This is a genomic window from Alicyclobacillus pomorum DSM 14955, assembly GCF_000472905.1.
GTDB lineage: Bacteria > Bacillota > Bacilli > Alicyclobacillales > Alicyclobacillaceae > Alicyclobacillus_A > Alicyclobacillus_A pomorum.
The window spans coordinates 1-13,195 of sequence record NZ_AXAR01000020.1 but is presented as its reverse complement, the minus strand read 5'-3'; the positions used below and the strand labels follow the sequence as shown (position 1 = coordinate 13,195).

12 protein-coding genes are annotated in these 13,195 nt (G+C 53.8%); 2 read left to right on the top strand and 10 right to left on the bottom strand.

Translation table 11 applies throughout. The features are described 5' to 3' along the window. Positions 1-71 precede the first annotated feature (71 nt). Positions 72-1,403, bottom strand: coding sequence for an MFS transporter (locus YWK_RS20285; RefSeq protein WP_035467290.1), 1,332 nt, complete (start codon positions 1,401-1,403; stop codon positions 72-74). 314 nt (positions 1,404-1,717) lie between these two features. Between YWK_RS20285 and YWK_RS0115735 the strand changes: the two genes are divergently transcribed. Beyond that, a complete protein-coding gene (locus YWK_RS0115735) occupies positions 1,718-2,935 on the top strand; it encodes a multidrug efflux MFS transporter (protein WP_026965555.1) in 1,218 nt (405 codons plus the stop codon). 119 nt (positions 2,936-3,054) lie between these two features. Here the strand turns inward: YWK_RS0115735 and YWK_RS0115730 are convergent, their stop codons facing one another. Then, entirely contained in the window at positions 3,055-3,474 is a 420-nt protein-coding gene (locus YWK_RS0115730; protein ID WP_026965554.1) for a hypothetical protein, read from the bottom strand. Between the two features lie 116 nt (positions 3,475-3,590). On the opposite strand from YWK_RS0115730, the gene YWK_RS0115725 reads away from it, so the two are divergent. Beyond that, complete coding sequence (locus YWK_RS0115725) at positions 3,591-3,956, top strand: hypothetical protein (protein WP_156909177.1); 366 nt, start codon at positions 3,591-3,593, stop codon at positions 3,954-3,956. 21 nt (positions 3,957-3,977) lie between these two features. On the opposite strand, the gene YWK_RS20280 is transcribed toward YWK_RS0115725, so the two are convergent. The 8 genes from YWK_RS20280 to YWK_RS20265 form a co-directional block, all read right to left on the bottom strand. Further along, positions 3,978-5,357: a HAMP domain-containing sensor histidine kinase gene (locus tag YWK_RS20280; RefSeq protein ID WP_051375669.1), complete on the bottom strand. Its 1,380-nt coding sequence runs from the start codon at positions 5,355-5,357 to the stop codon at positions 3,978-3,980. Then, positions 5,354-6,040, bottom strand: a complete 687-nt coding sequence (locus YWK_RS0115715) for a response regulator transcription factor (protein ID WP_026965552.1) — start codon at positions 6,038-6,040, stop codon at positions 5,354-5,356. Before YWK_RS0115715 ends, YWK_RS20280 begins: the two co-directional genes overlap by 4 nt. A 41-nt stretch (positions 6,041-6,081) precedes the next feature. Continuing rightward, positions 6,082-7,332, bottom strand: coding sequence for a S1C family serine protease (locus YWK_RS20275; RefSeq protein ID WP_051375668.1), 1,251 nt, complete (start codon positions 7,330-7,332; stop codon positions 6,082-6,084). Positions 7,333-7,468: 136 nt separating this feature from the next. After that, entirely contained in the window at positions 7,469-8,680 is a 1,212-nt protein-coding gene (locus YWK_RS0115705) for an ABC transporter permease (RefSeq protein ID WP_026965551.1), read from the bottom strand. After that, a complete protein-coding gene (locus tag YWK_RS0115700; protein WP_026965550.1) occupies positions 8,677-9,396 on the bottom strand; it encodes an ABC transporter ATP-binding protein in 720 nt (239 codons plus the stop codon). The genes YWK_RS0115705 and YWK_RS0115700 overlap by 4 nt, the downstream gene beginning before the upstream one ends. Then, positions 9,396-10,862 carry an efflux RND transporter periplasmic adaptor subunit gene (locus YWK_RS22725; protein WP_026965549.1) on the bottom strand — a complete coding sequence of 489 codons (1,467 nt, stop codon included), beginning with the start codon at positions 10,860-10,862 and terminating at the stop codon, positions 9,396-9,398. Before YWK_RS22725 ends, YWK_RS0115700 begins: the two co-directional genes overlap by 1 nt. A gap of 340 nt (positions 10,863-11,202) precedes the next feature. Next, positions 11,203-12,750, bottom strand: a complete 1,548-nt coding sequence (gene hemZ / locus YWK_RS0115690; RefSeq protein WP_026965548.1) for a coproporphyrinogen dehydrogenase HemZ — start codon at positions 12,748-12,750, stop codon at positions 11,203-11,205. A 139-nt stretch (positions 12,751-12,889) separates the two neighbouring features. Further along, positions 12,890-13,195 (bottom strand): TrkA C-terminal domain-containing protein (locus YWK_RS20265; RefSeq protein WP_035467288.1); only part of this gene is annotated, 306 nt, incomplete at its 5' end.

Here is a 13,195-nt window from a genome sequence, read left to right as displayed (position 1 = left end):
GCGCTGAATGGGTTGGACGCGACAACGGCGTCCATCCTATTCGGTGCAAGCACAAAAAGGCGGATGATACGTCAGCGTGGGTACTCCTTGCCTGAGGCTGTACGATATGCAACCGTTCGTTTGCCAGGCTTCACAAACAACATGGCCAACATGCCGATGATGGAGGCCACAGCCGAGGCGACGAACATCGCTGTATATCCGTGAGAAGAAACCAGGAATCCCGTCAATGTCGGAGCTACCACGGTAGCAATGTTGGTGATGAAGTGCGTAACCCCGCCAAAACTCCCCGCTTTTGAGGGTTCGGTATCAATGACAACCGTCCAGTACACTGAGTTCGGCAAGAAGTTAAACGCGTTGCCAACTGCCATTAACAAGAGCACCGCACCCACACTGTGAACCGTCGGAATCAAAAGGAAGCATGCTGCGGTGAAAATCAAAGACACAACCGCCAACCCGGCTCTTGCGATGCGCAAACTTCCAGTCTTTTTGCGCAGTGCATCGGAAATCGTCCCACCGAGCACCACAGTGACACAGGCACCAATCCACGGAATCATGCCCATGTACCAGAGCTTACTCAGTGAGTAGTGGAAATTGTCCTGAAGGTACTTCGGGGTCCAGGTGAGAATCAGAAAGTTGACGTATTGAAACGCAAAGTACCCTATCGCATTGCAAACCAGTGTAGGATTCTTGAAGAAATGGTACCAACGGATTCGCTTCTGCTCAGACTCGGTCAACGTACTCTCATCCGCGAGCACGCTTTCGGTGGAACGGATGACCGCAAGTTCTTCAGCGCTTACTTTCGGATGATCTTCAGGCTTGTTCGTGAATACCCGAGACCATACAGCAACCCAAATCAGCCCTAGGATACCTAGTATGATAAACGTCGTTTGCCAGTTTGTGATAGACAACAGACCGACGGCCACAGGGGCCGTGATTAAAGAACCGAACGGAACTCCGAATAACCCGAACGATTGCATAAATCCCTTTTCTTTCGGCGACGCCCAGTTGGCTACGGTCTTGTTCATCGTCGAAAACAGAGGCCCTTCAGAAAAGCCAAACAAAACTCGGAACACAGCAAACCCGGCTAACGCCGATCCGCCAAACAAAGCCATTCCAATGTTCCCTGCGAACGCCATTGAAATTTCAAATAGAGACCATAGACTCCCCGCTAACAACCAAACGAATTTAGGTCCCTTCTTGTCTGACAGCATGCCTCCAATGATGGCCCCTGCCATATACCCATAGCCAAAATATCCTAATACGGCTCCCCAAGAGGCCTTGTTCAGGTGAAACAATTTGATGATGGGTTCCGAAGCGTAGGAAATCGCGCCCCGGTCAACGTAGTTGATCATGGTCATCAAGACAATGAGCGACATAATGACGTAGCGATACCGTCTGTTCATGACATTCACTCCTGATAATTTGCAATCGCTTACAATCAAAAATCCAAAAAATTCTTGACATCATAGACAAGTATACATGACTGAATGTATGTGAGCAAACGAGGAGCGATTCATCTCCACCGCGTGAAAGACGTGCTCCATTACAACTCCGCACAGGATGAACGAATGAATGGGGTGTCACGAGGGAAGAAGAAAGCGGATCCAGTTTCTTGCGTGAAATCGGCTTGGCCAACGCACATCTGGGGTTGTAACCTAGCAGGCACAAGCGTACACTAATTCGAGGGATGAAATATTAGATGAACGAAGGTCATGGCATGCAACTGTGGAAGCGCAACTTATGGGTGTGTTGGTTTGGTTCCTTTGCTACGACGGCTGGCATGAGTCTCATCACCCCGTTTCTTCCGCTCTACATTGAGCAGCTCGGCGTACATGAAACTGGGGCCGTGGAACAGTGGTCTGGGATCGCCTTCGGAGCTACGTTTCTACTGTCCGCCATTGTGTCACCCATTTGGGGGCGTCTCGCGGACAAGCGCGGCCGGAAACTGATGCTGATTCGGGCCAGCCTGGGAATGGCCGTTGTTGTCACCGTGATGGGGTTCGTGCAAAACGTCTATGAGCTGGTGGGACTGCGTTTGCTGATGGGTGCCGTATCGGGATACATCGCGGCTGCCATCACACTGGTTGCGACGCAAACACCGAAAGAGCACTCTGGATGGGCGCTTGGAACGCTTTCGACAGGTACCGTGGGAGGCACGCTGCTCGGGCCGCTGATTGGCGGATATTTGGCAGAAGCGCTGGGTCTCCGGAATGTGTTCTTTGTGACCGGAGGCCTGTTGCTGGTGGCCTTTGCAGCCTCCATTCTCTTTGTTCGAGAACAGTTCACACCGGCTAAGGAGGCCACGTCGCTCTCGTTTCGCGAGGTATGGAAACTGATCCCGAATCCGCAGGTGGTCGCTGCCATGTTTGTGACCACGTTTATTCTGCAGTTGGCCAACATGTCCATCCAACCGATTGTCACAGTGTACGTGGAACAATTGACCCCTCATTCCGCACATGTCGCCCTGATTGCCGGCGTTGTGATGGCCTCCGCCGGATTTGCGAACGTACTCTCGGCGCCTTGGCTCGGCCAGTTGTCTGACAAAGTGGGTCCGCGAAAAGTACTGTTGGTCGCGCTCGTCGCTGCTGGCGTCCTGTTCATACCGCAGGCGTTTGTCACGAACCCATGGCAATTGATGATTCTCCGGTTCTTTCTCGGGATTGCGACAGCGGGTCTGTTGCCCTCCATTAACGCGCTGGTCCGGCGAAGCGCCCCCACTTCGATTGCCGGGCGCGTGTTCGGTTACAATCAATCGGCACAGTATCTAGGCAACATTGGCGGAGCTGTTCTTGGCGGTCAAATGGCTGCTTATTTCGGCATCCATTATGTGTTCTTCTCGACCAGTGCACTGATGTTGCTCAACGCACTGTGGGTAGCACAAATTGGACGAATGGGAGCGAGGCCTCACACCATGCAGCCAAGGACTCCAAACTGACGCGCCCGCCCGCACACCCAAAACCGCAGTGGAGAGGCGGGGCATGCCAACGGGCTCGGTGAGCATTGACAAAACAGTGCTCCATGGCCATGGGAAGAGAAAAGCATCGCTGTCCTGGCTCACTGAACGTCACCCATTACAGGCGACCTGGAACCTTCCGAACGCCTATCGAGCAACCAGTAGTATACAGTTCTGCCCTTCGGATTCACACGCTTGACCTCGATGAACTTCGTGCCTCTTGCACAGTACACTTTCGCCCCCGTTACCAGTTCCACCTTCACCGCTTCCGAAAAATCCGGCACGTATTTGGTGTTTCGGCCAAGAAACGTCCACTCGTTGAAGTGTCGCAGAAACTGCTCTGCTTTGTCCTCCGACAACACGTGTCCGTGTTCGTCCACAACCACCTTCACATCGCCCGATTTCAAAGGTTGGTGCACTGACAACCTTTGCTCCAACTTTTTGTACACAATTGATAGGCTGAATACGACCCCAACAATGGCCGCGACGATGTGCCATGTCCAGTTGACTGCGGTTGACACGCGCTACGCACCTCTCCATCATGTCCACACGGAAAATGGCATCCGAGCTCCTGCGTTAGGTTACATAATGTTAGTTATGTAGCCTTCGGTCGGGGCCATGATTAAAATGCCTCTGTGTGGATAAAAATAGAAAACAACGTCACATGGCAAAAGGAGCGAATATGGACTATAAAAAATTGTGGTGGACCTGTCTCTATCTTACCATCGTCGTATCTGTCATAATGTTCTTTCTTGTTCCAAAATATGAATTCATCCCGAAACTTTTGTATCTTGCCATCGCCGTTGGATTTGCCGTATGGCACGTTGTCCAGCGCAACATGAGATCAGCCATTGTCTGCGGGTTTGGCGCACTGTTTGTTCTCATGACCATGCCCAATAGCAGGTTGCTGAAAAACACGGAATTGATATTGCTCGCAGCCGGCTGTACCGTGGCCTATGTGGTATTGAAACACGTCAAAAACAAAGCGCCCCGAGAAGAGTAAACCGGGGCGCGATTCGTCGTCTCAGCGCTTTTCATGTCGTAATGGTAAGGGATTTGTATCTGCCGAGTTTCCCGGCAGGTACACCGTAAAGGTGGTCCCTTTGCCCACCGTGCTCTCGACCTCGATGCGGCCGCCGTGCGCTTCTACGAATTCCTTTGCAATCGCGAGCCCGAGGCCTGTCCCGCCGCTTCCACGGGACCTGTCTTCTTCTGCACGATAGAAGCGGTCAAACACGTGTGGCAAATGCTCTTCGGGAATGCCTGGGCCTGTATCCGACACCGACACGCGAACCGCATTCGCTTCTCGCCCTACGGTGACGCGCACGGTCCCTCCCTGCGGCGTATAGCGAAACGCATTGCCAAGCAAATTGACAAACACTTGCGTGATACGGTTCGGATCCGCCAGCGTGACAATCGGTCCCTGTGATGGTGCCTCGAACTCCAACCGAATCCCTTTGTCGTCCGCTTCCACCTCAAAGTTGGAAACCATGCGCTCCAGTAGTTTTACAATATCTGTGGACACCTTCTCCAAAGGCAGTTTCCCCACTTCGGCCAGGGATAGTTGATGCAGGTCCTGAACGAGGCGGGTCAACCGAACAACCTCGTCCTGGATTGGTAGCAGGGTCGCAGGTTCGGCCGGTTTCACGCCCTGCTGGATCAGTTCCAATTGTCCTTGCATGATGGTCAGCGGCGTCCTCAACTCGTGCGCGACGTCGGCAACCAAGTGCCGACGGGCCTCCTCCATGCGTGACAGCCTGGACGACATTTCGTTAAACGTCCGCGCGACTTCTCCAAACTCATCCTTGGACGAAATCTCAACACGAGCATTCAAGTCCCCATTCTGCAGCCGCTGCATGGCTTTCATCAATGCTTGCAGTGGATTGGTCATAATCCGCATCAGCCACACGCCTACAACCAAAGCCACCAACGACGTGAGAATGGTCCCCCACACCGTCGCCGCTGTCATCGACTGCAGGATGTTTTGTTGCACGGGTGAACCCTGAAGCACACGGTTGCTCACCGTGAGAAATCCGATGGTACGACCGCCCAATTGTATCGTAACCGTAGTTGTGTCAGAGGCCTCGCTTCGCGGCTTCGGTCCAGCTGCCACGAGCACGTGGCCATTCGCGTCCCTGAGTATAAAACTGATGAATTGTGCGTGGTAGTCCGGGCTTTCCAGGTACCCTGCAATGTACTGGTCAACGCCCAACCACGATCCGCCGTTCACTTGGTAGTAGTAAGCAACCTGCCTGGCTAACTGGTCCGCGGACTGTTCCTGCGCAGCCGTGGCATACTGCCGAAACAAATTCTCCAAGTAACCGTGAGAGATGGCAAAAAACGCGCCGCCCATGAACAGGATGAGCGCAGTCATGGCAATCCAAAGCTTATATCGAACTTTCATAGTTGGTCGCCAAACCGATAACCAACCCCGTGCACGGTTTGAATGTACTGCGGATTGGAAGGATCTGATTCGATTTTCTTGCGCAGATGGCTGATGTGGCTGTCGATGGTCCGCTCATAGTTGAGATAGGCGTCACCCATGGTGGCCTGCAGCAATTGCAAACGACTGTAGACCACACCGGGCCGCCGAGCTAACGTCACGAGCAACTGAAATTCGGCAGGGGTCAAAGCAATCTCCTGATCTTGCTTCCACACGCGAAACTTTTCCTCGTCGATGACAAGTTCCCCCCGCCGCAACACATCGCGCTTCTCTGTTTGCGGCTGGACGCGACGAAGAACGGATTTGATGCGGGCCAGCAGTTCGCGCAGGCTGAACGGCTTGGTGATATAGTCGTCCGCCCCCATCTCCAAGCCCATGACACGGTCAAACTCATCCGTCTTCGCGGTCAGCATGATGATGGCCACGTCGCGGGTCTGGCGCAACTCCCGACAGACGTCAAGCCCGCTCATTTCTGGAAGCATCCAGTCCAGCAAAACAAGGTCAGGGTGGTGTACCTCCACCATCTCAATCGCGGCTTTTCCAGTCATCGCGGTGTACACCTTAAACCCTTCCCCTTCAAGGAAAGGTTTAATGACTTCGATAACCTTCGGTTCATCGTCCACAACCAAAATCACAGCTTCGATGACAATCCCAGCCTTTCAAAAAGGACATCTTACCGTACGGATTACTGTCCTTGGATATCCTGCCCATCGGAACTCTGATCTTGCGCGCTCGGTCCATCGGAACTCGTCTGCGTACTCATCGCCCCAATGGTCTCTGTTAAGGTGAGTTCTTGTTGTCCTCGATACACTCTCAACGACACCTTCTGTCCTACTGACAATTGAAACAGATCGGTGCGAAGATCTGCAATGCTGGTGACAGTTTTTCCATTCACCGCCACAATCACATCCTGCGGCTTGAGCCCTGCAGCTTGTGCGTTCGGCGACGTCACAGACTGCACGTACACCCCATCCGTGACCGGCACGTCCGGACGCATGTAATCCGGGAGGGTCGACAAAGAGTACCCTTCCACACCGAGACTCGGGTGCGTTGCATGCCCAGTCTGCATGATTTCCTGAACAATCGTACGCACCGTGTTGGATGGAATACCAAACCCCATGCCTTGGACGCTGGTATCGACAATCTTGCTGCTGTTAATCGCAATGACCTGCCCTTTCATGTTCAACAACGGTCCCCCGCTATTGCCGGGGTTAATCGCCGCATCCGTCTGAACGACTGTCTCGTAGTCAAGCACTTGCTGAGTCTCTGGTTCTTCCACTGGCATGACCCGCTGCTTCGCGCTGATAATCCCAGAGGTGACTGAATCCTGGAAGTCCAACCCCATCGGCGTTCCGATAGCAACCACGGGTTCACCCACTTGAATATCGTCAGAGTTGCCAAAGACAGCCGTGGGTAAGTTCGCGACATTGTTTACCGGCGTACGTAGAACCGCAAGGTCCGTATAGGGGTCCGTGCCCACCACATCTGCCTGGATATGCTTCCCAGAACTCAAGACAAGTTCAAGTTTCTGGGCTCCTTCTACAACGTGATTGTTTGTGACCACGTACCCGTAGTTATTGTCTTTCGCAAACAGGACGCCAGTACCGACACCGGATTGCTCCAATTGCGACTGTTGGTTGAAGAAATCTGAGGTGGACTGGTAATTCACGACCGCGACGACAGACGGTACCGCCTGTTTGACCACCTGGGTGATTGCATCGTTCACACTCACATTCACATTCGTCACCGGAGCGGACAGGTTCGTGCTGGTGACACCAGTCGTAGTCGTGGCTGAGGTGCCGGCGACCTGGTGATTTTGAAGAACAGGATACAGTGCCAGCGTCGCGCCGCATCCTACCAACGCGGACACGACAGAGACGCCAATCCACCCCGGAATTCGACGCTTGCGTTCACCGGATGACTGATAGAACCCCATTGCGAACCTCACACCTTTCATGAAATATACGATGTACACAATTTCTCTCGAGTCGTTCGTCGCTGTCCTGCAAATCGCTGGTATTGTTTCGCATCCCTGTCTACCCTACGAAAGCCAAAGGCATCACGAGACACATCTATTCATAACGCAGCGCGTTGATGGGCGACAAGCGAGCTGCCCGAAACGCTGGATAGATTCCAAAGCCAATGCCCACGACCAAGGACACCACGAACGCAATCCAAACGGCCGACACATTCACTTGTACGGCCGTGTTCATCACTCGACCGAGGACGCTGGCGGTCACAGCGCCAACGGCGATGCCAATGACGCCGCCGAGCAGGCCCACCAATGCACTCTCCACAAGAAATTGTTTCAGCACTGCACTACGCGTCGCTCCCAACGCTTTGCGTAACCCGATTTCCCGCGTGCGTTCGGTGACAGACACGAGCATGATGTTCATAATGCCAATGCCCCCGACCAACAACGAGATGCCTGCGATACCACCGAGAAAACTTTGCAGCGTTTGTGTGACACCTTGCAGTGTATCTAATAGTGTAGATTGATTTGTAATCACGAAGTCGTCCGACTGCGTGTATGACAGTCCATGGCTCTGCCGCAGGGTGAGCTCCACCTCCTGCTGCGCTCGCGTCATATCTTGACCGCTCGCAGCCGACGCGTAAATGACGTTTGGATTGGTGGATCCGGTAAAGTGGTTTTGCAACGTCGTCAATGGAATGATAATTCTATCGTCGTTGTTGGTCGCTCCACTGGAGCCTTGGGTCGTTAACTCGCCAATCACCTGGAACGCCAATCCGTTTATCCAAATGGTTTTACCTACGGGACTCTGGTTTCCGAAGATGTTTTGCGCAACGGTCGATCCAATCACAGCCACGTTCGCGGCATGCTGTTCCTCTACCAGGTTAAACGGTCGTCCAGCAGCCAACGATAGGTTCCGGACACTGAACAAGTCCGGCGTACTTCCTTCGAGAACGGTTTGGTAATTCGTAGATCCGTACACAACCTGCGCTCGACTCGTCTGGTCCGGCGCCACCGCGGACAACACGGACAACTTTTGTAGCGCCGCCACATCTTTGTCCGTGAGGCTTTGCGCCGTCCCCAATCCTTGGCTCACTCCGTTTTGCACGGACTGTCCTGGAGAAATCACGAGCAAGTTGGTGCCCAGTCCCTGAATACGGGACGTAACACTGCTGGTGGTTGCACTGCCCACGCTCATCAGTGCAATCACAGCGGCAACGCCGATAATGATACCAAGTAAGGTGAGAAAGGTGCGAAGTGGATTCAGCGCGAGGCTCTTGACGGCCGTGCGTAAGACTTTTGTGAAGTTCACTGCGCCACCTCCATTCGCCGCAATCGATTCTCAACCTGCTCATCGGATTCAATCCGGCCATCCCGGAATCGGATGATCCGTTTTGCGTGCTTCCCCACGTACTCTTCGTGCGTCACCATCACAATGGTTGTGCCCTCGTCGTTCAGCGACTGGAACAGAGCCAAAATATCGTCGGTCGCTTTGCTGTCGAGATTTCCCGTCGGTTCGTCAGCTAAAATCAAACTCGGTGCAGTGACCAGCGCTCGAGCAATGGCAACCCGCTGCTGCTGCCCACCAGACAGTTGATTCGGGTGATTGGCTCCTTTCGCCTCGGGATCCAGACCGACACGGCGCAACGCGGCAGCCGCCCTGGACAGGGCTTCTCCGTCACTCACTTTGGCATACCACAATGGAAGTGCCACGTTCTCGAGAGCCGAAGTTCTCGGCAGAAGGTTGAAACTCTGAAAAACAAATCCGATTTTTTGATTGCGAAGCATGGCCAGTTCGCGTTCCAGAAGTTTGGACGTCGGGATGTCCTCAATCCAGACTTCACCTGTCGTCGGGGTATCCAGGAGTCCCATCAGATGCATCATCGTCGATTTACCGGAACCAGACGGGCCCATGATGGCGACAAAGTCACCAGGTTCAACACTGACATGCACATCTTTCACCGCATAGAACACTTCACCAGCCATGTCATAGCACTTGCTGACACCTTCCAGCTTCAGGAGGGACATTAGTTCCCACCTCCACCGGCACTGCCGAGGCCGCCTGTACGGCTACCTCCACTGGCTCCACCGTAGCCTCCGGACCGGCCACCACCGCCGTAACCTCCCCCGTATTCGCCGCGGCCACCGAGTCCGCCTTGCATGCCACCCAAACCGCCGAACCCGCCAAAGCTATTTAATACACCACCAGTGTTCGACCCTGAACCACGGGTGCTGGAGTTGGGGGTTGAGGCAGGTATTAGGACGGCGACTTGTTCTCCCTCGGACAACCCGCTCTTGATCTGGACCCAATTTCCTCCGTACAGTCCGACAGATACCGGTTCAAACTGTAAACCACTTGGAACTTTGGCACCGGCTGCGGCGTCCGTTCCTTGCGAATCCGTGGCATCTGAGCTTTGCCCAGCCTTAACGTAAACCCCGGTAGTGCCGTGGCGTTGCGTCAACGCTGCTGTAGGTAGTTCTAACACATTGCTTGCCTGTTGTTCCGTCACCGTGACCGACACACTTTGCCCCGGCAATAGCTGGACATTCTGCTGTGACGGTGGATTGACTTGAATGGTCACCGGGTACACCGTCACGCCCCCTTGTGTTTGGGGAATGTATCCAATACTTTCAACCTTACCTGTGAGTGTACCGCCTCCCGTGGTTGACAACGAGATTTCAGCCGATTGACCAGGCTTAATGTTTGCAGCATCTGCCTGATCTACGGTGGCATTCACTTCGAATGCAGACGGACTCAGATCCGCGATGACGGCGATGGTGTTCCCGTTGGATGAACCGCCGCTGCTGTTACCTGCGTTGCTCGTGTAACCGGAATTGTTGGATCCATTTGCACTCGTTGTACCAGCCGAGGTCGAGGCGTTCGTGGAATTTGGGTTCGCGACTTGTAAAACTGTGCCCGAAATGGGGCTGGTCATGGTGCAGGCCGCAATCTGCTGTTGAATGGCGTTGACCTGAGCCTGCGCCTCATCCACTGCCGCTTGCGCCTGTGCAACCACGTTTGGATCCGGACTCTGCGTGGTCACTTGCCCATGGTTGCCAGCACTGCTGGTAACGGGTTCCTCGGACTGAGCAAGTTTCGCTTTGGCCTGCGCCAACTGGGCCTCCGCCTGCTGAAGTTGAAGTTCCAAACTGGACGTGTCCATCTGTGCAATCACTTGGCCTTTGCTCACCTTTTGTCCAACTTTTACTGAAACGGACACTAACTTCCCACTATTTGAAAGGGTGACTTCGTTCGCTGGAGTCAGCGTACCAGACAAATTCACGGTCTGTGCCACGTTGCCGCGTTGCACGGTCACCCACCGAACCTGCATAGCACCAGCAGCCCCGCTGCCAGTATTGTTCTGGAGGGCAAAGTAGGCAATGCCTCCTCCAACCACTACAACAATGCCGGCCCACGTGAAAGGTTGTTTCCACCACCGGCTGCCTTTGCGAAGGCGAAGTTCGGTCGTCAGAGACGACGTCTGTGCTTCCATACTTGCTCCTCCGTTCAACCACATCAAGATGATGGTTCGAGTCGAGACTGAATCCCTTCGCCGAACCTGGACTGTGGTATCTACTGTTCTGCTACGCTGATTGTCCTATGGCGATTCTGTGGCCATTGTATAAACAATGGCGCCCAGATTGGTGGAAATGGTTTGATAAACTTGTGGAGAAGTTATGGAGAATTGGCTGAATTTTTTCGCGAATCATGTCGTGGGGCAGGGATTTACTCTGTATGGATAAGATGGGGTTGGGGCGCTTTCTGCATTGTCAGGCATGCCATGCCCGAGGGAATGGGGGCAGTTGCAAGGTGCCCCCGCGGTGTACCTTTGTTTACAACATCGCAGAAGACATGTTGCGACGATTGGCAATGGTGTCAAACACGGCGCGCAGTCGCTGATCCTTCTTGTCCATGACCTGGTCAATGGTATCGATAAACGCCTTCGGCTCGCGTGGGTTGGCGAATCTCCCCATATGCACCCCGTCCGCCGCAATCAGTTTCGTCACAGCCCCACCGCCGATGCCAACAATCGTCTGTCGTTCCTCCATGATGCAGATGTTGTAGACACTCTCCTTGCCTGGTTTGGCGTATCCTACGTTTTCCAAGTTGCCGAGAATGTCCTTTTGACGATACACGTAGTACGGGTGGTGGCCAAGCCCCCTCGCCCAAGCGGCGGCTTCCTGCATCATTTGGCGGACCAGCGCTGTATGTGGGATGCGGAATCGCTCCCGTTCCTGGTTCACCACTGCGGATCGCTTAAAGGACATGGTGTGTACGGTGACAGAGTCAGGGTTCAAGCGCTCAATGCGTTCCATAGTGTATCGCACGTCGTCCAACGTTTCTCCTGGAAGACCCAGAATCATGTCCATGTTAATATTGTCAAATCCGGCGTCACGGACGTATTGAAACCGATGGTCCACCATATCCGGCGTGTGTCCGCGACCAATTTCCTTCAGCGTGCTTGCCTTGAAAGTTTGCGGATTCACGCTGATGCGCCCCACGCCATACTGTTTCATCACCCGGACTCGGTCTGGGGTAATCGTATCCGGGCGCCCTGCCTCTACCGTAAATTCCCGCCAGGAACCGGGATTCGGCACTTCGCGATAGATGATTTCAAACAGTCGTTGCAATTCGTGCGCGCGGAGACTGGTCGGAGTGCCTCCCCCGATGTACAGACTCGTGACCGGGATCTGATACTCCCGTAACAAATGCCCGAGGTGGACAAACTCCCGCTCCATGGCGTGCAGAAAATCGTCCACATAGGTCGCTTTATCCGTCATCGAGTAGGCAGGAAACGTACAGTACGCACAATGTGTCGGACAGAAGGGAATCCCCACGTAAATGCTCACCGCGCGGTCCAAGTGGTACAAGTCGGGAACCACCTGCTGTTGAACACCAACAATCTCCAATAACAAGTCCACCCGCTCTGGTGAGATCAGGTATTCTTCTGACAATCGCTTGCGGATCTCCGTTTCCGTTAACCCGCGCTCAACCATCCTGTGCACCAATTTGAGAGGGCGAACGCCTGTCAGGATGCCCCACGGCTGGTGCTCGTTCGTGACAACCTCCAGCAATTGGTGGAGGACGTGCAGAACCGTTTGTTTCCCCCGCTTGCGCACCGTCACTGCATCTGCGTCTGGTGCGACGTCCTTCGCATGAGACGCTGTCTCTCGATGATCCTGAGCCACCAGTTCACCGTACGATAGCACCCGATTGTCCTCACGTTTCAACCGAAGTTCAATACGTAAGTCTGACGCTGGCGCCGTATCCGCGTTCGTCACGTCCACCACGCGAATGTCTGCTTCTTCGTAGAACAACCCACAAAGCCGTTCAATCTCCCGATCAAAAGGACATCCGTCTGTAATGACAGTAATGTTCACCCTCGCCGCCCCCTTCGCATTCGATAGTCACTGTACCGAACCAGTTCACAAAGGTCAACCAGCGAAAGCATAGTTGCATTTATACGACCGGAGACCCACGATCCCAATTTATTTCTAAACTCTTACGTATGGTTTCTCTTTACAAGGAATTGCTTGAAGCTTGGTCATGAAATTCTAGAATGTCCTTTGGAGGGCCGACTACAACGAGCGTATCTCCCCGTTTCATGACCGTGTCGCCATGTGCAACCAGTTGAACACCGTCTCGAACAATCGAGAGTATAAGTATGCTCTCTGGAAGCGTGATGTCACGAATCCTCCGACCACTCCAAACGCGGTTACGAAGTACGACTTCATGTATTTGAAAATCAGACGAAGCAGAGAGCAACTGGCTAGACACAGGCGTCTCTACTAACTGCTCCATGAGCGCAACACCTGCCAATTGCGG

Excerpts from the sequence above, each read along its gene's own strand:
- YWK_RS20285 (WP_035467290.1), bottom strand. The coding sequence starts at position 1,403 with ATGAACAGACGGTATCGCTACGTCATTATGTCGCTCATTGTCTTGATG.
- YWK_RS0115735 (WP_026965555.1), top strand. The coding sequence starts at position 1,718 with ATGCAACTGTGGAAGCGCAACTTATGGGTGTGTTGGTTTGGTTCCTTT.
- YWK_RS20280 (WP_051375669.1), bottom strand. The coding sequence starts at position 5,357 with ATGAAAGTTCGATATAAGCTTTGGATTGCCATGACTGCGCTCATCCTG.
- YWK_RS20275 (WP_051375668.1), bottom strand. The coding sequence starts at position 7,332 with ATGGGGTTCTATCAGTCATCCGGTGAACGCAAGCGTCGAATTCCGGGG.
- YWK_RS0115700 (WP_026965550.1), bottom strand. The coding sequence starts at position 9,396 with ATGTCCCTCCTGAAGCTGGAAGGTGTCAGCAAGTGCTATGACATGGCT.
- YWK_RS22725 (WP_026965549.1), bottom strand. The coding sequence starts at position 10,862 with ATGGAAGCACAGACGTCGTCTCTGACGACCGAACTTCGCCTTCGCAAA.